Source organism: Rhizobium sp. Root1203, from assembly GCF_001424945.1.
GTDB lineage: Bacteria > Pseudomonadota > Alphaproteobacteria > Rhizobiales > Rhizobiaceae > Rhizobium.
Window position 1 is genome coordinate 69472 of record NZ_LMCW01000013.1, and the last position, 18559, is coordinate 88030.

The 18559-nt window shown below is 57.6% G+C and carries 20 protein-coding genes and 5 pseudogenes; 12 read left to right on the forward strand and 13 right to left on the reverse strand.

The features are described 5' to 3' along the window. Window positions 1-86: 86 nt before the first annotated feature. The gene (locus ASC97_RS34020) at window positions 87-245 is read left to right on the forward strand and encodes a hypothetical protein (RefSeq protein WP_156390388.1); all 159 of its coding nucleotides are present in this window, start codon (window positions 87-89) and stop codon (window positions 243-245) included. A 554-nt stretch (window positions 246-799) separates the two neighbouring features. Next, window positions 800-1063, forward strand: coding sequence for a DUF2798 domain-containing protein (locus ASC97_RS16610; protein WP_057469457.1), 264 nt, complete (start codon window positions 800-802; stop codon window positions 1061-1063). 319 nt (window positions 1064-1382) lie between these two features. Here ASC97_RS16610 and ASC97_RS34880 read toward each other — a convergent pair. The 5 genes and pseudogenes from ASC97_RS34880 to ASC97_RS36260 form a co-directional block, all read right to left on the reverse strand. Beyond that, window positions 1383-1772, reverse strand: a 390-nt coding sequence (locus tag ASC97_RS34880) for an NADPH-dependent F420 reductase (protein ID WP_443216748.1), incomplete at its 5' end; no start/stop codon positions are given. A gap of 1 nt (window position 1773) precedes the next feature. Then, window positions 1774-2330 (reverse strand): annotated as a pseudogene (locus ASC97_RS36255) (NADPH-dependent F420 reductase); the annotation flags it as partial. Between the two features lie 235 nt (window positions 2331-2565). Further along, a pseudogene (locus tag ASC97_RS33050) lies at window positions 2566-2958 on the reverse strand (SRPBCC domain-containing protein); the annotation flags it as partial. A gap of 2 nt (window positions 2959-2960) precedes the next feature. After that, a partial coding sequence (locus tag ASC97_RS35325) for an ArsR/SmtB family transcription factor (RefSeq protein ID WP_244481495.1) occupies window positions 2961-3228 on the reverse strand: 268 nt, incomplete at its 5' end. A 1-nt stretch (window position 3229) separates the two neighbouring features. Further along, window positions 3230-3420, reverse strand: a pseudogene (locus tag ASC97_RS36260) (winged helix-turn-helix domain-containing protein); the annotation flags it as partial. On the opposite strand from ASC97_RS36260, the gene ASC97_RS34675 reads away from it, so the two are divergent. Continuing rightward, complete coding sequence (locus ASC97_RS34675) at window positions 3385-3672, forward strand: hypothetical protein (protein ID WP_200959486.1); 288 nt, start codon at window positions 3385-3387, stop codon at window positions 3670-3672. The pseudogene ASC97_RS36260 and the gene ASC97_RS34675 sit on opposite strands and share 36 nt — an antisense overlap. A gap of 603 nt (window positions 3673-4275) precedes the next feature. Here ASC97_RS34675 and ASC97_RS35335 read toward each other — a convergent pair. Both ASC97_RS35335 and ASC97_RS16635 read right to left on the reverse strand, forming a co-directional pair. Next, window positions 4276-4549: pseudogene (locus ASC97_RS35335) on the reverse strand (IS21 family transposase); the annotation flags it as partial. Window positions 4550-4565: 16 nt separating this feature from the next. Further along, window positions 4566-5372 carry a helix-turn-helix transcriptional regulator gene (locus tag ASC97_RS16635; protein ID WP_057469461.1) on the reverse strand — a complete coding sequence of 269 codons (807 nt, stop codon included), beginning with the start codon at window positions 5370-5372 and terminating at the stop codon, window positions 4566-4568. A gap of 189 nt (window positions 5373-5561) precedes the next feature. On the opposite strand from ASC97_RS16635, the gene ASC97_RS16640 reads away from it, so the two are divergent. The 6 genes and pseudogenes from ASC97_RS16640 to ASC97_RS16665 all read left to right on the forward strand — a co-directional run. Next, complete coding sequence (locus ASC97_RS16640) at window positions 5562-6665, forward strand: ABC transporter ATP-binding protein (RefSeq protein WP_057469462.1); 1104 nt, start codon at window positions 5562-5564, stop codon at window positions 6663-6665. 24 nt (window positions 6666-6689) lie between these two features. Beyond that, window positions 6690-7853: an ABC transporter substrate-binding protein gene (locus tag ASC97_RS16645; protein ID WP_057469463.1), complete on the forward strand. Its 1164-nt coding sequence runs from the start codon at window positions 6690-6692 to the stop codon at window positions 7851-7853. Between the two features lie 83 nt (window positions 7854-7936). Further along, the gene (locus ASC97_RS16650) at window positions 7937-8803 is read left to right on the forward strand and encodes an ABC transporter permease (RefSeq protein ID WP_057469464.1); all 867 of its coding nucleotides are present in this window, start codon (window positions 7937-7939) and stop codon (window positions 8801-8803) included. Beyond that, window positions 8803-9615, forward strand: coding sequence for an ABC transporter permease (locus tag ASC97_RS16655; protein ID WP_057469465.1), 813 nt, complete (start codon window positions 8803-8805; stop codon window positions 9613-9615). Before ASC97_RS16650 ends, ASC97_RS16655 begins: the two co-directional genes overlap by 1 nt. Window positions 9616-9627: 12 nt before the next feature. Continuing rightward, entirely contained in the window at window positions 9628-10389 is a 762-nt protein-coding gene (locus tag ASC97_RS16660; RefSeq protein ID WP_057469466.1) for an SDR family NAD(P)-dependent oxidoreductase, read from the forward strand. A gap of 395 nt (window positions 10390-10784) precedes the next feature. Further along, window positions 10785-11045 (forward strand): annotated as a pseudogene (locus ASC97_RS16665) (transposase); the annotation flags it as partial. Window positions 11046-11310: 265 nt separating this feature from the next. On the opposite strand, the gene ASC97_RS16670 reads toward ASC97_RS16665, so the two are convergent. Genes ASC97_RS16670 through ASC97_RS16680 form a run of 3 tightly spaced genes read right to left on the reverse strand, consistent with a single transcriptional unit; the run spans window position 11311 to window position 12761 of the window. After that, on the reverse strand, window positions 11311-11706 hold the full coding sequence (locus tag ASC97_RS16670) for a helix-turn-helix domain-containing protein (protein WP_057469468.1): 396 nt from the start codon (window positions 11704-11706) through the stop codon (window positions 11311-11313). Beyond that, a complete protein-coding gene (locus ASC97_RS16675) occupies window positions 11703-12284 on the reverse strand; it encodes a TetR/AcrR family transcriptional regulator (RefSeq protein ID WP_057469469.1) in 582 nt (193 codons plus the stop codon). Before ASC97_RS16675 ends, ASC97_RS16670 begins: the two co-directional genes overlap by 4 nt. 3 nt (window positions 12285-12287) lie before the next feature. Continuing rightward, on the reverse strand, window positions 12288-12761 hold the full coding sequence (locus ASC97_RS16680; RefSeq protein ID WP_057469470.1) for a nuclear transport factor 2 family protein: 474 nt from the start codon (window positions 12759-12761) through the stop codon (window positions 12288-12290). 575 nt (window positions 12762-13336) lie between these two features. On the opposite strand from ASC97_RS16680, the gene ASC97_RS16685 reads away from it, so the two are divergent. The 3 genes from ASC97_RS16685 to ASC97_RS16690 all read left to right on the forward strand — a co-directional run bounded on the left by ASC97_RS16685 (window position 13337) and on the right by ASC97_RS16690 (window position 15752). After that, window positions 13337-13909, forward strand: coding sequence for a class I SAM-dependent methyltransferase (locus tag ASC97_RS16685; RefSeq protein ID WP_057469471.1), 573 nt, complete (start codon window positions 13337-13339; stop codon window positions 13907-13909). Between the two features lie 58 nt (window positions 13910-13967). Next, window positions 13968-14537 (forward strand): DedA family protein, encoded by a 570-nt coding sequence (locus ASC97_RS36265; protein WP_443216749.1) that lies wholly within the window; start codon window positions 13968-13970, stop codon window positions 14535-14537. Window positions 14538-14771: 234 nt separating this feature from the next. Further along, window positions 14772-15752, forward strand: a complete 981-nt coding sequence (locus ASC97_RS16690; RefSeq protein ID WP_057469472.1) for an SDR family oxidoreductase — start codon at window positions 14772-14774, stop codon at window positions 15750-15752. 148 nt (window positions 15753-15900) lie between these two features. Here the strand turns inward: ASC97_RS16690 and ASC97_RS16695 are convergent, their stop codons facing one another. Genes ASC97_RS16695 through ASC97_RS16705 form a run of 3 tightly spaced genes read right to left on the reverse strand, consistent with a single transcriptional unit; the run spans window position 15901 to window position 18522 of the window. Beyond that, window positions 15901-16569 carry a TetR/AcrR family transcriptional regulator gene (locus ASC97_RS16695; RefSeq protein ID WP_057469473.1) on the reverse strand — a complete coding sequence of 223 codons (669 nt, stop codon included), beginning with the start codon at window positions 16567-16569 and terminating at the stop codon, window positions 15901-15903. Next, the gene (locus ASC97_RS16700; protein WP_057469474.1) at window positions 16559-17734 is read right to left on the reverse strand and encodes an amidase family protein; all 1176 of its coding nucleotides are present in this window, start codon (window positions 17732-17734) and stop codon (window positions 16559-16561) included. Before ASC97_RS16700 ends, ASC97_RS16695 begins: the two co-directional genes overlap by 11 nt. Continuing rightward, the gene (locus tag ASC97_RS16705) at window positions 17734-18522 is read right to left on the reverse strand and encodes a cysteine hydrolase (RefSeq protein WP_057469506.1); all 789 of its coding nucleotides are present in this window, start codon (window positions 18520-18522) and stop codon (window positions 17734-17736) included. The genes ASC97_RS16700 and ASC97_RS16705 overlap by 1 nt, the downstream gene beginning before the upstream one ends. Window positions 18523-18559 lie beyond the last annotated feature (37 nt).

An 18559-nucleotide genomic window follows, 5' to 3' on the forward strand; every position in this document is an offset into this window, starting at 1 on the left:
AAAATCCCGATTAAAGCGACAATTGTTGATCGCCACTGATGGGTTGGATGCCCCTCCCACCGGCATCGCAGTGTGCAAAGATGGTGATGCGTTACGTCACCAACACAGGAGGAGCATCCATGGAGGAAGTTAGCATCGTCGGCATCGACCTTGCAAAGCAGGTTTTTCAAATTCACGGCGCAGCAGCCGATGGCCGGGTTTTGTTTCGCTTCTTCATCCCACCGTCTCTATGCGCAATTCACTGACGCCGCGTATATGTGACATCACCCGTCAGCGTCATCCCGCGTGACCAGGCGCGCATGTAGCGTGTGCTCAATTACATTCACGCCCATTATACTGAGACCGTCAGCATCAAACCCTCGAGTGAAGTCGCTCATCTGAGCGTAATCCAGTTGCAGCGGCTCTTCAAGCGCTCGATCCGCACATGGCCAACCACACCACGTGGCGGAGGTCGCGATGATCGCTTTGACAAGCGATCATCTCTCCTATGCAACTTTGGAGCTCACGGCGGGTATGTATGCCGCACCGAGATTACCTCGGCCATGTCCCAAGCGCTTGGCAGACGGATCAAGCCGGTGGAGCTGAGCTTTGAAGGTTGGGTAGCGAACTCTAAGCTCCCTTACGGAGACCGCGAACTCGACCTACTTGCTATGATTCACGGGCACTATAGGAAATTTGGTCTTGGAGGCAACGCATTGACACTGGCGGCTGCTCTTCAACGCCACCCTCGGTAACCTGCGAATTTTTTCAGAGACCTCGTTCAGGCTGGGCCCGATGCAGCCGCACAGGAGATCGCGTGATGCCGGAGGTCAATGCGCAGCTTCGAGTGAAAAGGCTTCCTGCGTCCTATGCGAAATATGTCATGCCATTCATCCTCTCTGTACTGATGTCGGCGATTGTTTCAGCTGTTGCGACCGCAATGAGTGTTGGGGCGGGGCCATCGTTTCTCGTGGGCTGGCCTGGCGCTTGGTGCGCATCGTGGCTCGTCGCTTTCCCCACTCTGCTCGTCGTACTTTCGTTCGTTCGTCGCATCATGGTAGCGATTGTCGAACCACAAAAATAGGATGCGTAAATGTTCGTCGACTCGGTACGCCTGGCCCACGTGGATCACCGGTGACCAATCATTAGGTGCAATGAGCCCGTGGGTTATGGCCCGCTGGCCGGCGATGGGGCTAGAGGGCCTACCAAGTTCAGAGCGATGCTGGACCTTCGCGCGGCGCGGGGTCGCGCGCTGAAAGCAATGAGGACTCTATCTGACGCGGCGGCTCAGTGGGCTCGGACGTACGTGAACCTTCATCACGGACACGCATTACAGTCTGCCGATTGATCGTGAGTTTACTAGCGATCGCCGAACCGCTGGCCATTGATCCCCACCGCGTTGTTTAGAGTGGGTTGAGCGAGCGGTTCAGCGCAATGACATGCGGGTGGACATCGGCGTAGGCAGGTCGGTTGGCGAAAAGCCTGACATATTTCTCCCTCCACGCGCCGTCGCGTATATTCTCTGCCTTAAACTTGATTGCTGCTTCGAGCCCCTTGCGCGTCATTTCCGCTCCATAGTCGCAACAATAGGCGGGCGTTGAGGGCTGCTGGCGCCAGGAGTCTGCGAGATTGCCGCCATCGACGGGGTCAAACCCCGTCTCATTTACCAGCCCCATCACAACCTGTTTGCCCTTCGCGTCGTCACCTGCGACTGGAATTGCCAATCGGTCTAATGCGCCCTCTGGCTTATCCAATTCAGAAAGAGCGTAGAACATGATGCTATTGAACGCCTTNCCCATCGGGACCCATCCGGTGACACCGGCCGCCAGCCGCATGACAAGCTGTTTGCCCTTCGCGTCGTCACCTGCGACTGGAATTGCCAATCGGTCTAATGCGCCCTCTGGCTTATCCAATTCAGAAAGAGCGTAGAACATGATGCTATTGAACGCCTTAAATATAGGACGACCAAGCTGCTGTGAAACCCAGACACTTTCCGGCATCCCAACATCGATCTCCGGAATGCGAGGGTCGCGCACTTCAGGGTAATAGTTCGCTGTATCAATGATAATAGTACTCGCGGGCGCCCGGCCAAACAGGTCCTTTGGCAACGTCCCCACGCTCGGAAATGGCATCGACAATAGTACGACATCCGCCCCCTCTATGGCGCCGTAGATATCAACTGCAACAGCGCCTATACTATCCGCAAAGCTCTTCACCGCCTCTTGACCGCGTGAGTTCGCGACGCGAATACTATGATTCTTGCTGGACAACCTGGCGGCGAGAGTGCCGCCAATCTCACCAACGCCAATGACACCAATCTTCATAGTTTTGTCGTTCCTGATAGTTCTGATCGACGGTGATGGTGATCGATCAAGCCGACTTTGGTTTTGCGAAGACGTCGAGCCCGCGGCCGGTTTCCAAGAACGATTTCAGGCTGGAGAGGACGACAGGCCAACCTTTGCTGATCCCGGTGGCCATGCCACTTCCGGCGATCAGGTCGTCGTGACTTACGGTTAGACGGACCATGTCGCCGCTATAGGGCTCGATTGCAAAGGTCACGCGGCTGTGGGCACTCGGGTCGGCGGNCTGATTGCCAACCTGAAGCGGTCGACGAAGCTTGCCACTTCCGGCGATCAGGTCGTCGTGACTTACGGTTAGACGGACCATGTCGCCGCTATAGGGCTCGATTGCAAAGGTCACGCGGCTGTGGGCACTCGGGTCGGCGGCCTCGGACGTATTAGCCCAAGTGATCACCAGGCGCGAGGGTGGTTCAATTTCGACGACCTTACCCGTGAGCTCAACCGTCCGTTCTTCATTCGCACGAATATGTTCCCACGTTGATCCCGGCGTCCAATCCGATACATTTTCGTGTCCCCAGTATCGGCTCGCGAGTTCTGGCCTGGTTACTGCTTCGAACACTTTCGCAGGGGTTGAGGCAATGTAGGTCACATAGACAAAACTGGTTTTTTCTGCACTCATTATTACTCTCCTTCGAGTTCCTTTTTTAGATCGTGCAGCAGTGTGAGCCGCTGTATCTCAAATTTTCGCACCCATCGCATATAGACGTCGTGGAGCGGTACGGGGTTTATGAAATGCAGCTTCTCGCGGCCGCGTTTCACAGTGGTAATCAATTGGGCGTCCTCCAGGAGGCCCAAATGCTGTGTCGCCGATTGTCGCGTCATCTCCAGATGCTCGCACAGTTGCCCCAAGGTCTGTCCGTTCTTCTCGTAGAGAAGATCGAGTAATTTTNCCCAAATGCTGTGTCGCCGATTGTCGCGTCATCTCCAGATGCTCGCACAGTTGCCCCAAGGTCTGTCCGTTCTTCTCGTAGAGAAGATCGAGTAATTTTCGACGGCTCGGGTCAGCAAGCGACCTAAATAATTTGTCTGAATCCATCGAGCCCTCTTGTTGGTTGAACAATATGCAGGCAAATACCTGCATGTCAAGACTGATGCACTCCTTAACGGGAACGCAAGCACTGCACGCGGCGACAGATGGGCGCCCTTTGGTCGAGGAAAAGGTGCGCGGACAAAGCCCCGATGTTCGCGTAACATAGGGCGCTGGAAGTCGGTCATCGGCGACCGGCTGCACGCCAAGAACATCGAAAACCAGACCACCGAAACGCACATCGCCGCCGGCGCGCTGAACCGCATGTCCGCCTTAGGACGCGCAAACTACGAGCGTGTTGGCTGATCATCCGCTGAGAAGCTAAATGCTGACTACGACCTGATCCGTGCAACACGGCCCTGGGGTCCTGAACAAATTCACGACGCGTTTCGAAAATGTCCGTTATGACGGGCGGGAAGTCATTCGGTGATTTGCCTTTGAAGCGACGAACGGTTTTTATCAGCTTTCCCCGGGAGTTTGGATATCCAAGCCTCGGCTGAACGTTTACCCGAGTTAGTTCCAATCGACCCGAAACAATTGTGTTGGTATCTTCCCATAGTCCTGACGAGGCAAGTTCGCAGTTCCTGAACACGGCGCCGATTCCGTCGACGGTGCTTTGGAGCCCTCGATACCGTTTATGCCAAATTGCTGGCGAAGTACGATCGTAGAAAGCACTGCCGATTAACCGATGCGTCTCCAACAGGTCGGTAGCTCCGTTTGGTTCGGCACTGTAGATACGGGTAGCCAGTGACGATGGTCATTCGAAATGCTTCCTCGGAAGCCGGGGTGGGAGGATGCACGGCTTGATCATCGCTCCTGTCGCTGGGGGCGTTGTGCCGACGCCAGCACCGCATCCAGCTACTGGATTTCCGGCCTGGTCGATGCCAGCCTCACGCTCGCGGACGTCTGGCTGAACAGCGGCGCTTGCTTGCGTGTCCCGTCGGCTAGGATATTTGCCACAGGCAGCGATCTTTTTCGTAGACGATCGATAGCAGTCCCCGCCGCCGGAAAAGCCCACACATGGCAGCAGTTGCTGTGCGGCAGGTCGATAACGAAGAAATGCGCCTTCCGTTCCGCGCCGCCCGTGAACCCACACTCGTGACGAAGCGGGGTCCACCACCCCCTTGGCCGTATGGCGCTGCTTTCGCGGCACCTTCAAACCCGTCGCGACAAACGCATCCATCTTCTACCGCCGAACGCTATTGAAAGCTCTTTAGATACAAAAAAAGCAACTGCGTTTGAGATGTAATGCCGAGCTTGCGATAGACGTTGCGCCGGTGAACCTTCACCGTGCCAGTCGAGATGCTGAGCTTGAGACCGATCGATTCCGACGAATGACCCTGCAAAACGAGCTCGACGATCGATGTTTCGCGGCTAGTTAGATTGAGGTCCCGCCAGACGGCGTCCGCCGGATTTCCCTTCTGGCCCCGCTGGCGCCGGCTTCTGCTGCCAGCTGCCAACTGCGCGTCGAAGCGCGGCGCTAGGCCAGACCAGTAGTGTTTCACCATGCGTGCGACGAGGGGTTCGACTTTCTTGAGCGTCATGAATTCGGCAGGCAGAAAAACGCCGGTCTTTTCGCGTCGCATCAGGGACAGGACGATAGTCATTTCCTTGTCGGCATTCACAAAGAAGCCAACCTCTTCGGCAAGTCCTGTCTGGACATAGTAGGTCCGGTAATATTCGCTGGAAAAGAAGCGGTCCGGCGCCAGCTCCCTCATCCGAAGCACGCCTTCACGGCGTTCGTGGGCCGAATGATAAAACGGGTCGAGGAGATAAGGACCGGCCTGATAAAGCGTCACGAAGACGATATGCTCGTCAGGGTCGAAAGTGCTGTAGAGATCGATCGGTCGCTCCTTGCCTCGATAAGCGAATACGACCACGTAGTCGAAGCGCACGAGTGCTGCCATCATTTGGCGAAAAGTTTCGCCGAATTCGGCGTCCGTCATCTTCGGACGGCCGATCGTGGTGTTAAAGGCGCCGAACAGCGCTTCTAGGTCGATGCTCATTTGACGGGTTCCTCGTCCCCGCGCAGGTCCGCGCGGCGCTTATATATACCTTCCACGAAGCGCTATGTGCATAAATACCTCTCTTGGGGTATATACCTTGCCGGACCCGCAGGCTTACTCTTTTCTTAACGACGGTGGCAATAAGGCGGCGATAGACTGCCAATTCCAAACCAACCGCAGGGAACAGACATGGCATGCACTTTGACGAACGATATCGAATTCCGTTCAGTCACGAAGAACTATGGCGTCGTGACCGCCGTTGCGGACATCAACCTTAATGTGCCCAAGGGTGCATTCTTGGCGTTGCTCGGGCCTTCGGGCTGCGGCAAGACGACGTGCTTGCGCATGATCGGCGGTTTTGAACAGCCGAGCGAGGGCACCGTGTTGATCGACGGCCGCGCGATGAATGGCGTTCCGGCGTACCGGCGCCCGGTCAACATGGTCTTCCAGCACTATGCGCTGTTTCCGCATTTCAACGTTGCGCAAAACGTCGCCTACGGGCTGAAGCAGATGCGGCCGCGGATTGCGTCAAGCGAAATCGACCGCCGCGTTGCTGAGGCGTTGGAGATGGTTCGTCTCGGCGGCTTTGCAATGCGACGCATCCACGAGATGTCCGGTGGCCAGCAGCAGCGCGTGGCGCTGGCGAGGGCCATCGTCAACCGCCCCTCGGTGCTGCTTCTCGACGAGCCGCTGGCAGCACTCGACAAGAAATTGCGCTCGGCCATGCAGATCGAGCTTCAGACGCTGCAGCGGGAGCTCGGCATCACCTTCGTTCTGGTCACCCACGACCAGGAAGAGGCGCTGTCGATGGCAGATGTCGTCTGCGTCATGAGCGCCGGGCGGATTCGCCAGCTCGGGTCCCCGCAGGAAGTCTACGATCGCCCGGCCGATCTGTTCGTTGCCGATTTCGTCGGCAAGACCAACCGCGTCGATGCAAGAATGGAAGCCGACGGGACGACGCTTCGGCTTGCAGACGGGTCGGCGATTGCAGCGCAGGCGCGGCAACGCGTCGTGCCCGGCGAAGCGATCGTCGCGATCCGTCCAGAGGCAATCCGGCTGACACGGGCGGCGCATGCATCTGACGCCGCTGCCTTCAAAGGCACGGTCACCCACCGCATCTTCCTTGGTTCGTCAGCGGAATACGCCGTGACCGTTCCTGGGCTCGGCGATTTTCTCGTCACCGCCGACCGCCGAAACGTGAACGCAAGCGATCTGGTCGAGCCGGGTGAACCAGTTTTCCTCAGCTTCGATCCGTCTGCGGCATATGTCTTTTCAGCGTCGAGTGCAGCCTAAATTCAAAACAAGGGGAACAGCATCATGAGCAAGGACTACAAGGATAATCTGCCCATTTCCGCGGCAGGCTTCATGGACGAATTCATGCGCCTAAAGCGCGGTTCTGTCAGCCGCCGTCATTTTCTCGGCATCACGGGCCTTGGTCTGGCGACCGCGGTCATGTCGCGCTTTCCCGGGGCACTGTCTACGCCGGCTTTTGCGGCGGGCGAACTCGGCACGCAAATGTCGATCGCTACCTGGCCGAACTACCACGACCCGGCGACTTTCGAGAACTTCAAGACCGTGACCGGCGTTGGCGTGGAAGTCAACGTCTTCGGCTCGAACGAGGAAATGCTGGCAAAGCTCCAGGCAGGTGCCTCCGGCTGGTCGCTGTTCGTGCCCACCAACTATACGATCTCGACACACCACAAACTTGGCCTGATTGAAGAGCTGGACCTGTCGAAGATCCCGAACTTCAGCCAAGCGACTCAAAACCCCCGGTTCACGAAGGAAGGCCAGATTGACGGCAAGACCTATGCCGTGCCGAAGAATTGGGGCACGACCGGTGTCGCTGTGAATACCTCCAAGATCAAGGCCAAGCTGACGAGCTGGAAGGATTTCTTCGAGATCGCACAGACAGAAGCCGACGGTCGCGCCATGGTACACGACTATCAGCTGACAACCATCGGCAGCGCCCTGGTTTCGCTTGGCTACGGGTTCAATTCGATCAAGGCAGAAGAACTGGCCAAGGCCGAGGAACTGTTGATCAAGGTCAAGCCGCACCTCTTCGCCATCAACTCCGACTATCAGCCAGCGATGCGCGCCACCGACGCCTGGATGACCATGTGCTGGACGAACGACGGCGCGCAGCTCAACCGCGACATTCCGGAGATCGCTTATGTCCTCGGCGCAGATGGAGGCGAAATCTGGACGGACTATTACGCCATCCCGAAGGATGCGCCCAACAAGGCAGCAGCCTATGCGCTGCTGAACTATCTAATGGATCCGGGAAACGCCGTGAAGGAGCACATCGCCAACGGTGCGCCGGCCACTGACAGCCGCGTCATTGCGCTGTTGCCAAAGGAGATCACGTCGAACAGGATCGTTTATCCCGAGGAGGCCTCGCTGACCCCGCTGGAGTTCGGCGCCGCCGTAACGCTCACCGATCCGAGCCGTGCAGAACTGATGGCACGCTTCAAGTCGGCTTGATTGCCATCGCGCCGGTCCTGCTCACTGCCACCTAGGTGGCAGGGACGGATCGGCTTCCAAATCAACGACGGATAAAGATCGCAATGCCTCTGACCCATGCCGCCAAACGGCGCCTTGTCACTGCTGCACTTGTCGGCCCGGCCAGCATCTGGCTGTTCGTCTTCCTGGTGCTGCCCTTCATCGCCATCGTCGTCTTTGCCTTTGGCGAGCGTGCCCCGGAGGGCGGCTATCAGGCGGCATTCACCTTCGCTCAGTTCGCCAACCTCGGCTCGCGTTCGGCTGCCTTCATCAATACGCTGACCCTCGCGCCGATCGGGGCTGCTGCCTGTCTGCTCGTTGCCTATCCGGTCGCCTATTACCTCGCTTTGAAGGTCAGTCCGCAGCGCCGCCTGCTGCTCGTCTCGTTGGTGGTCGTTCCCTTCTGGACCAGCCTCCTCGTGCGTACCTATGCCTGGATGTACCTGCTCGGGGCTCGCGGCATTCCGCACCTGCTCGAATTCCTGGGCCTCGAGAACGTCAGACTCATCAACACACCCGGCGCGGTGCTGCTCGGTATCGTCTACGGCTATCTGCCTCTGATGATCATGCCGATCTATGTCAGTCTCGAAAAGCTCGACCGGCGCCTGTTGGAAGCATCTGCCGACCTCGGCGCCAGACCCGTATCGACGTTTTTCGGCATCACGCTACCGCTGTCTTTGCCGGGTGTCATGACCGGTGTTGCGCTGGTCACAATCCTGCTCCTGGGTGAATATCTCATCCCGCAGCTGCTCGGGGGTGGAAAGGTGTTCTTTATCGGCAATGCCTTGGTAGATCTATTCCTTCAATCGCGCAACTGGCCGTTCGGATCGGCGATTGCCGTGACCCTGGTTGCCGTGGTCGTCCTCATCCTGCTCGTCGCAATGCGCATCGCGTGGCGCGTCGCGGGGACCCGTCAAGTGGATCTCGTCTGATGCGTGCGCTCGTCACTTTCGTCTACCTATTTCTCTATACACCGATCGCGCTCGTCGTCTTGGCTTCCTTCAATTCCGGCCGCAATGCAAGCGAGTTCACCGGGTTTTCGACGCAATGGTATGGTCGGGCGCTGTCCAACACATTCCTGATGGACGCCCTTCGAAACAGCCTGATCATCGCTTTCACCAGCGCAGCACTTGCTGCGATCTTCGGTACGATGGCAGCCATGGGCATGGAACGGCTCGGCCCCCGCGTTCGCGCGGTCTTCGAGGGGTTGTTTGCAGCCGCCATCGTGGTGCCGGGCGTCGTAATCGGCATAGCAACGCTTGTTGCGCTGGTCGAAGTCTTCGGTGTCGTCAATCCCATGATTGCAGTCATTTGGCCGGGCGACCAGCCGCCGAAATTCGCACTCGGCTATGGCTCGATCATTGCAGCGCACGGACTTTTTACGATGGCGCTAGTGACGATGGTCGTGAAAGCGCGCATCGCCGGCCTTGGACGCGACACCGTCGAGGCATCCAGCGATCTTTATGCTACGCCGCTAACGACGTTCCGGCAGATCGTCCTGCCCCAGCTCATGCCGTCGATTCTGGCTGGCTTCCTGCTTGCGTTCACATTCTCCTTCGACGATTTCATCATCGCCTTCTTCGTAGCGGGATCAAACACGACGCTTCCCATCTATGTCTTCGCCTCGATCCGCCGCGGCGTGACGCCGGAGATCAACGCGATCGCGACGATGGTGCTGATAGCTTCGCTTGTCCTCATCCTTATCGCGCGCTTCTTGATGCGCGCCAAAGCAACAGCAAACTGACCGGGAAACCCCATGATACTCAAGGATCGCGTTGCAATCATCACCGGGGCTGGCTCGGGAATCGGCCGCGCAGGTGCACTGATCACGGCGCGCGAGGGCGCACATGTGATTGTAGTCGACATGGATTTCATCAATGCCGAAGAGACTGTCAGCCAGATCGCCGGCGCAGGCGGCAGCGCTGAAAGCTTGGTAGTCGACGTCACCGACGACAAGGCGCTGGAAGTCGGTATTTCGGCTGTCGTCGCACGTCACGGCCGCATCGACATTCTTCACAATCATGCTGGCGCGCAGGTGGCGGGCGATCTGGAGCAGGTGGCGATCGAAGGCTTCGACATGTCCTGGAACCTGAACGTGCGGGCGCATTTCACGGCCGCGCGTTTCGTCATGCCGGTGATGAAAAAGGCGGGCAGGGGCGTGATCCTGAATACTTCATCTTCCTCCGGAGTGCTCTACGACAGGGAGATGATCGCTTACACGACGACCAAGCACGCCGTCATCGCCATGACACGGCAGATGGCAGGTGACTACGCAAAGTTTGGCATACGCGTGAATGCGCTCTGTCCTGGCTGGGTGGACACGCCGTTCAACGAACCGTTTATCGCTCAGATGGGTGGTCGCGCCGCGATCGAATCCTACATTGCCGGCAAGGTGCCTCTTGGTCGCTGGGCCGACGTCTCGGAGATCGCTGAGCCGATCCTCTTTTTGATTTCCGACCGATCTTCTTACATGACGGGACAAATTCTCGTTGTCGATGGTGGTGAGACCGTCGCCTGACCGGTTTGGAGCTTGGTTATTCACGATCGCGTCCGCCACCAATAAGATCTTAGGTGTGATGGCAACACGCCCGATGAACAATTGGAACACCCGCAACGCTGATCCGCGTGGACGTCCGTGTCACCCAGAGAATCGGTCGAGGCGATGAGTTGAGGAGGAAAGCGTCCGATCCCGAGACCGGAAATCGGATGGAGAACTAACTTCGAGGCTCAGAGGCAAGTCAGCATCTGAGATCCCCCAGGACTGGAAATCCATCAGCAGATAAGATCCAGTAAATCTGAATATTTACAACCGCGTAAATCATAAATGGTCGATGCGGAAAGGGCTGGCTCGGAAAATTTGGACAGCACGTTATCTGCCTGACTTCGGCTTAGATGCCGGGAACAGGAGATAACATGACGAGACGACCGCGCCGGTACCATAGCCCGGCTTTCAAGGCGAAGGTGGCGCTTGCTGCCATCAGGGGTGAACTGACGCTCGTGGAATTATCCCAGCAGTTCGACGTGCACGCCAATCAGATCAAGCAGTGGAAAGACCAGCTCCTTGAGGGGGCGACTGGCGTTTTCGGCGATGAAGCGAAGGCGGAACCGGCGGGACCAACCGTCAATGTCAAAACGCTGCACGCCAAGATCGGCGAACTGACGCTGGAAAATGATCCCTAAACAAACAACCACTCAGGATTGAACCGAGACACAAGCGAGAATTGTATGGGAAAAACGAAATCGATTTCAAAAGGATCCTTAAGCCATTCTACAACCCGCCATCGGGGGGGTGGCGTCGGTCGACGTGCCGCGATGCAATTCGTAAAGGTGGACGGCAAAATAGCCGCCTTTGGACACTGTCATCTCCGAAAATGCCGCGAGCTAATTGCCTGGTCAGCAAAAAGTTTGCAACATGACCTGCAGACCGCATAGGCACCGTTCACTGATGTATCTGCCCTGCCTCCTGCAACGGGCTGCCGTTCTTAATGCAACAACGCCGCCAGCGCGCTGGAGGCTGCCCGGTTAGGTGTCGGAACACCGTGATAAAATGGCTCTGTGATCGAAAGCCGACATTGAAGGCGATTTCGTCGATGCTCAGGCCATCGCTGAGCAGCTTCCTTTTCGCCCGCTCTATCCGACGATTGCGCAGGTAGGCATGGGGACTAAGGCCCGTTGCTGACCGGAACCCGGCAGCAAAATGCATAGGGCTGAGGCCTGCCGCGCGCGCGATGTCTGCGAGATGAAGGGGGGTCGCCAGGTTCATTTCGATGAAATCCACTGCGCGCTTGATCCGCCATGGTGCCAGCATGACGGGATTGGTCTGGCGATCCGTCATCTTTGGTCCTCCTCATGGGGCGCAGCAAGAAGTCTGGACTGGACCCGCTCGAGCGTTCGTTCGAAAATCCCTGGTTCATCGAGCGCTCTGGCGAGCACCAGGCCCCCTTGAATGGCAGCAATGGTCTCCTCGGCAAGCGCAACAGCGTCTTGTTGGGGGCATCCGGCATTCTCGAGAGCCTCAGCGAGCGCACAACGCCATTCGGCGAAGTAGTCCCTGACCTGATCGATGAACCTGTCTCGGACATTGTCCAGTGCGAACGCGCCAACGAGGCATACACGGCGGCCGGAGCGAAAATATTCGGAAACCGAGCGACACATTCTGGCGATGGCGGAGCGCGGATCATCCGCGCTCCGTAGTGGTGCGAAGACCTGTGTTACAAACCATCCGTCGATTTCGCTAAGCACGGCAGCCGCCATCTCTTCCTTTCCGCCGGGAAAGAAGTGATAGAGGCTTCCCTTTCCGAGACCGGTCTTTTCGGTGATGGTCGAAAGACTTGCGCCCTCGAATCCATGCTCCCGAAAAATTTCGGCCAGAGAAGGGATCACGTCCGAGCGCTCGGAGACGATCTTTGACATGTGCTACAGGCCCAATTCCGTAAGGCTCGGGTGGTTCGCAGGCCTCGGCCCAGATCGGTCCCAAAAGAATTTGCGTTCAGATTCTTTGATCGGCATATCGTTGATACAAGCATATCGATGGTGCATCAGGCCGTTTTCGTCGAACTCCCAGTTCTCGTTGCCGTAGGCACGGTACCAGCTTCCGGAGTCGTCGCGATATTCGTAGGCGAAGCGGACGCCGATACGGTCGCCGTCATGGGCCCACAATTCCTTGATCAGCCGATACTCGAGTTCCTTCCGCCACTTCCTGGTTAGGAATTCGACGATCTTTTCACGTCCTTGAACAAATTCCGCTCGGTTGCGCCAGTGGCTATCGACGCTGTAGGCGAGGGATACGCGGTGTGGATCGCAACTGTTCCAGCCATCCTCAGCGGCGCGGACTTTCGCCGTAGCGGATTCGCGGGTGAAGGGGGGGCATGGCGCGCGCTGTTCAGGCATCGTATTCATCTCCAGATGTTGCTACTGTACCGTTTGGTAAACAGTGTGTCAATCGGTACAGTCGTGTACGGGCGTGGTCAACGGTTGTCGCCAAGCAATCGATCCTTTGCCGTGCGAATTGAAAGTTTTGAGAGGTACGGGGGCGCGGACAGCGTAGTCTCAACCCGGATCAGGCAGAGGATAACCGCGCTGGGGGGGTATACCGCGATAAGTCACACCATATGCGGTATGATCTCAGTGCGAAAGCGATGACAGCCGCGCGGCATGGGCGTCACTTCCGCTGGTATCGGTGGCGAGATAATGAAAATTATACGTTGAACTGGTCACGCGACCAGTTCCCACATCATGATTGCCGTGCTGTCAACACTCCGGCCGCCGGAGCCGTATGAGCTTCTCGCGCACGAGCGAGAGATCGCCGCGTTCAAGGCGCAATATTACACGGCGAGGCCGCTCGCGGCCGACAGAAAACCCCATAAAAAGTGCGGGCGCGTCGCGAGACGCAATGTTTTCGTCATCTGAGATGTCGAGACAGTAGACGGATCGCCTTGAAGCGGGCCGCTACTGGAGACGAATTGATGACTCACCTGCTGCCTTTCCCCGCCTTTTTGAAAGCTCCGTTTCGGGCACCCCGAACGATCGGCGCAATAGCGCCATCCGGGGCCCATCTCGCCCGATTGATGACCAGTGAAATCGAGCCCGGCGCAGGCAAGGTGCTCGAACTTGGACCCGGGACGGGTGTTTTTACGCAAGCCATCCTCGATCGCGGATTGAAGCGCCGCGACCTCACGCTTATCGAAATTGACCAGAAATTCACGCACCTTCTGGGACGGCGTTTTGGGAATATCGACATCATGTGCTGCGACGCTTGCGATCTGCAGGCCGCAAATGCAGGCCGTGGTTCCTACGCCTCCGTCGTAAGTGGATTGCCCCTACGCAATATGCCTGAGGAAGTGATCGAAGCCATTCCCGCAGGCGCATTTGCGATCCTAAATCGCGGCGGCGCCTTCTATCAGTTCACCTATGGGCGCTTCTGCTCTGTTCCCGATGAAGTCTTGGAGCGGCTCAGCCTAAAGGCCACTTCGCTTGGCCGTGTGCGGCTCAATGTGCCTCCAGCCAGCGTCTTTCGGCTGTCCAGGAGGGAGAGGTAGAAAATTGGAAACGTCAGATCTTCTTGTGGCTCTTTTTTCCAGCGGCCTGCTTGGATGCATGATTATTGGATGCGCCGAGAAGCTCGTACCGGTCGTCCCTTCGGCCGGGGTCTATTTATTTGTGGGGATGAGATTCGCGCACGGTCCGCTGGATATAGCAGCGTTGACAGCGGCTACAGTAATCGGATCGACAGCCGGATCGATCTGTTGGTACGCCGCTGGCAGGCTGTTGAATAGAGCAAGGACCGCGCCGGCGGCTCATGTGGTCCGCCTGAAAGATCGGAAAGACCGATGGCACTCTATGGTGTGTCGGATGGATTGCATGGGGATTGCTGGTCTCCAACTGTTACCGGTTGTCCGAGTTTATTCGGCGTTTATTTTCGGATCTCTATCGGTCCGGTTTCGCCGTTTTGTCACCGGAACTCTCTTCGGGTGTACCGGCTGGAACGGCGCGCTAATATCTGCCGGCGCCGTTGTCAGCCGCACGGCCAGCAACGGGCGGCCGAGTGAATGGGCCGTGGTGATGGTTATCGTCGCCGGCCAATGCTGTCTGTTCGGTGCAACGTGGGTCGTGCGTCGTTGCTTATGCCACTATGGGGCCGCCAATCCTGACATAAGCGCGCATTGAGGATACCTTGATCCACTCGCCCTCAGCTCTCGTCACTGCCGCTCAACGCCCGAGATCTCGCCATGCGTTGCGGCAAATCGATCCTGCAACGAGCGAAATTGGCGGCGCGAAGAGGACGCTCGCGCTTGTGGCGTTTCATGAGTGCGCCCATGATTTCGCAGAGGACGACCATGGTCTTTCGCGCTATGAAGGCTGACCACATATTCCGCCGCGATCGATACTGAGGTTCTTAGAATGCCTATGGAAATTCTTTTTGTTGGTGGTACCGGCCAGATTTCCTATCCCTGCGTCGAACGCTCCGTAGCTCAGGGTCACCATGTCACCGTCTATAACCGCAGCTTGAGGGGCGACCTATTGCCAGCGGGTGTTACCTCGATCGTTGGCGATCTGGCGGCGCCAAGCTATGCGGACCTTGCCAAGGCAAATTATGACGTCGTGTGCCAATTCATTGCCTTTACTCCCGATCAGGTCGCGCGGGACATCGAAATCTTTTCTGGGAACTGCGGCCAGTACGTGTTCATCTCGTCGGCCTCGGTTTACCAGAAGCCGGCGCGCCACTATCTCATTACCGAGCAAACGCCTGCAATCAATCCATTTTGGCGCTATAGCCAGGACAAGATTGCCTGCGAGGCGCTGCTGAAGAATGCCCAAAATCTTGCCTGGACCATCGTCCGTCCTAGTCACACCGTGCGGACAGGCCTGCCCATCATGATGGGCGACAGCGACGTTATGGCGAGGCGCATGCTGGACGGCGAGCCAACCATCGTGGCCGGCGATGGCCACACGCCATGGACGCTGACCCGCTCGGTTGATTTCGCGGTTCCCTTCGTTGGCCTTTTCGGCAAGCCGGCCGCGTTGAACGAGATTTTCCACATCACCTCCGATCGCGCCCATATCTGGGATGACATTCAACATGCGATCGCCCGATTGTTGGGTGTAGAGGCCAGGATCGTACACGTACCCACGGACACGCTCGTCCGGTACAATGCCGATTGGGTGGGACCACTCCTGGGCGACAAGGCCTGGACCGCGCTTTTTGACAATTCGAAGGTCAAAAGCGTGGCGGGCAATTTTACGTGCGCGGAAAACCTTGAGGAAATTCTGGCGGAGCCGGTCATGCACCTCAAGCAGCGTCTGGCCAAGAACCGCCCGCCAAGGGGTGAGCTTGACGATTTGGTTGATCGCATTTGTCTCGCGCAGAGTGCTCTGGGCTAAAGAGGATCGTTAACAGCCAAGGTGGAGATCCAGGACGTCGAGCACGAGGGATTCGGCGCACATATGCCGATCTTCCCTCCTAGCGCGGAAAACTCCAATCGAAAACGGTCCCAGTTTTTGGGGATCAGAGCACGCTGGCCGCGCGCCCTTATTTCGGGATATCCACCGGCTTGAGAAAGGCTTTGACCATTTCGATAGCGAAAGCGAGGTGTGCCTTGCGCCAGTCTTTTTTTGTCAGATCCTGATCGAAAATGAACGACAGCGTGTGTGCATTCGACAGATGAAACTGACTTAAAGCCACCATCGTCACGTAATAATGAAGCGGATCAACGTCAGTGCGAACCGATCCGTCCTGCGCGCCGCGCGCCAGAAAATCAGCGATTAATTTGAGCACTGGCGACGACATTTCCCGAACGCGCTGCGATGTCTTCAAGTGCTTGGCTTTTTCGACGTTCTCATTCCTCAGAAGCTGCACTAAACGCAGATCCGAATCAAAATGCCGGTGAATATGCTCAAAGAGCGCGATCAACCCCTCCAACGGGTTGAGATGATCCACATCGATTTTCAATTCCTGCTGGCGCAGGTTGAAGAGCGCCTCTTCCAGGACCACCACGTAGAGACCAGATTTGCCGCCGAAATGATGATAGAGCATGCGGGGGTTTGCGCCGGACGTCGAAAGTATGCGCTCGGTGCGCGCGCCGGCGAAGCCATGCTGCGAGAACTCCTCGCGTGCGGCTTTCAAAATTTTTGCGCGCGTGTCGGGCGCGGCGCGCATCTTCCTGGCCGGTGCTGTCACCGCTTTCATGTCAGCGCCCATCGTTGCTTTTCTCCCGATCGATTCCTAGCGCAAAATTGAGGATGGCGCGATCCGAACCGCACCTGCCCATCACTGATAAAGGACTGCTTCCGCACTGGAGTTGTGGTGCCCCCGCATGACCGGCAAGCGCGGTGAGTGCAAGTGTCGAAGCGTAAAAGCGGCCGATCTCTTCGCTAAGTGCGTCGATCCGCAGGTGCGGCACGGATGTCACCGGCAGTAGGGCGACAGTACCTGGTGGCAGCCGTTCTTGCAGCCAACCCGCAAAGCTTCGGCGCACCGCTGCTGCCGTCTCATAATCGGCATAGCTGATGGCCGATGCCGAGGCAAAGCGCTCACCTATATCCATCGCGAATCGAGGCTTTAGCGCGTCCAGCCGGGATCCAAGGCTACGGGCAATCTCATAACCCTGGATGGTCGAATAAGCCCACTGCAATTGCGCAAACGGCCAATGCTCGAACACCCGCATCGGTGCAGCATTTGCAAGCCGTCGTGCGGCGTCTCGAAAGGCATGCGCATCCACCGGATCCAGCATGTCCAAAGTATCTTCAACAATCGAAATCGCTAGGCAATCCACATACTGCGCAGGCGGCAAGAGCACGTCACCGACGCGGGCGAGGGTCTGTGCGTCGCGGGCGAACCAACCAACAGTGTCATAAGTCGGTGCGAAAGGAAGAACGCCATCAAGTGGCAATGCATCGTGGCTCGGTCGCATGCCCCAAATCCCACTAAAGGCAGCCGGAACGCGAACCGATCCGCCGGTATCCGTACCGAGTGCAAAATCCACCAGTCTCGCTCCGACCGCAGCCGCTGATCCGCTGGACGATCCTCCCGGCAGCCAATCCGGATTTTGAGGATTGCGCGGTATGCCATAGTGAACGTTGCGTCCTTCCAGGCTGAAGGCCAATTCGTCAGTCACTGTTTTGCCCAGAAACGTGGCTCCGTTGGCAAGCAATCTGGTTACTACGGGCGCATGCGCCGCGGCAGGGGACGCGGCCGCGCGCCAGTCGGGATTACCACCGCCAGTGCGCCGACCGGCAATGTCGATCAGGTCCTTGACCGCGAAAGTAAGACCCGCAAGTGAGCCCTGCGCCGTTGCATTCACACGAAAGATTTCTCCGGGCACGAACGCTCCGGCAGTATCGACAATATTCTGGACGTCCATCATCACACTTGTGGCACGGTCTTGAGGACCGCGTCCGAATTGCAGACGAAGCCGAAGCATTTCTTGACGTTCCAGATCGTCGCCTCGCTGCAGAAGTCCGGCGAACTGGTGGCACAGCAATCGGCCAGCATGATGCAACCATAGCCAAGGAAGTTGGCATCGGTCAGAGTATGAAGCACGCATTGGTCGGTGTTGCAGCCGGCAAACAGGATGGTGCGGGTGCCGAGATTGCGCAGGATGGAGTCCAGCGGCGTGTCCCAGAAACCGCTGATCCTGTACTTGTCGACCCGAACGTCAGCGGGCTGCGGTTTGAGCTCATCGACCACCTCGGCCGCCCATGAATCTTTCTCCAGGACGTGCGCGCCGTTGGATGGCAGTGGATCGCCGAGCCCGATGCCCTCGCCACTGTTCTTGTAGAGATGAAGCTGGTTCGGCGGCATGTTGAGGAGGTCCGGTCTATTTCCCCAGTTTACCCAGATGACAGGCACCTCGGCTTGGCGGAGTTGCGGAAGGAGTTTCTGCAACGGCGCGATCGCCGCGCGATCTGCCTCATAGTTTCCGCCGATATGATCCACCCAACCATCCCTGGCACAAAAATCGTTCTGCATATCGATTACCACAATTGCTGTGCGGGCGAGGTCGATCGTCACGCTTTGCGGTTCGGCATCGATTGTCACGACCCGCGGCAAAATGACGGGCAGCGTCATATCGACATTGGTCGGCGTTGCCCGCCAGGCGGTGTTACGGCCCTTGCCGAGAATTCCGCCACTCATCGTATCTAAGCCCGCCATTTCCCATACTCCTGCTGCGCTCGAACCCATTGCAGTC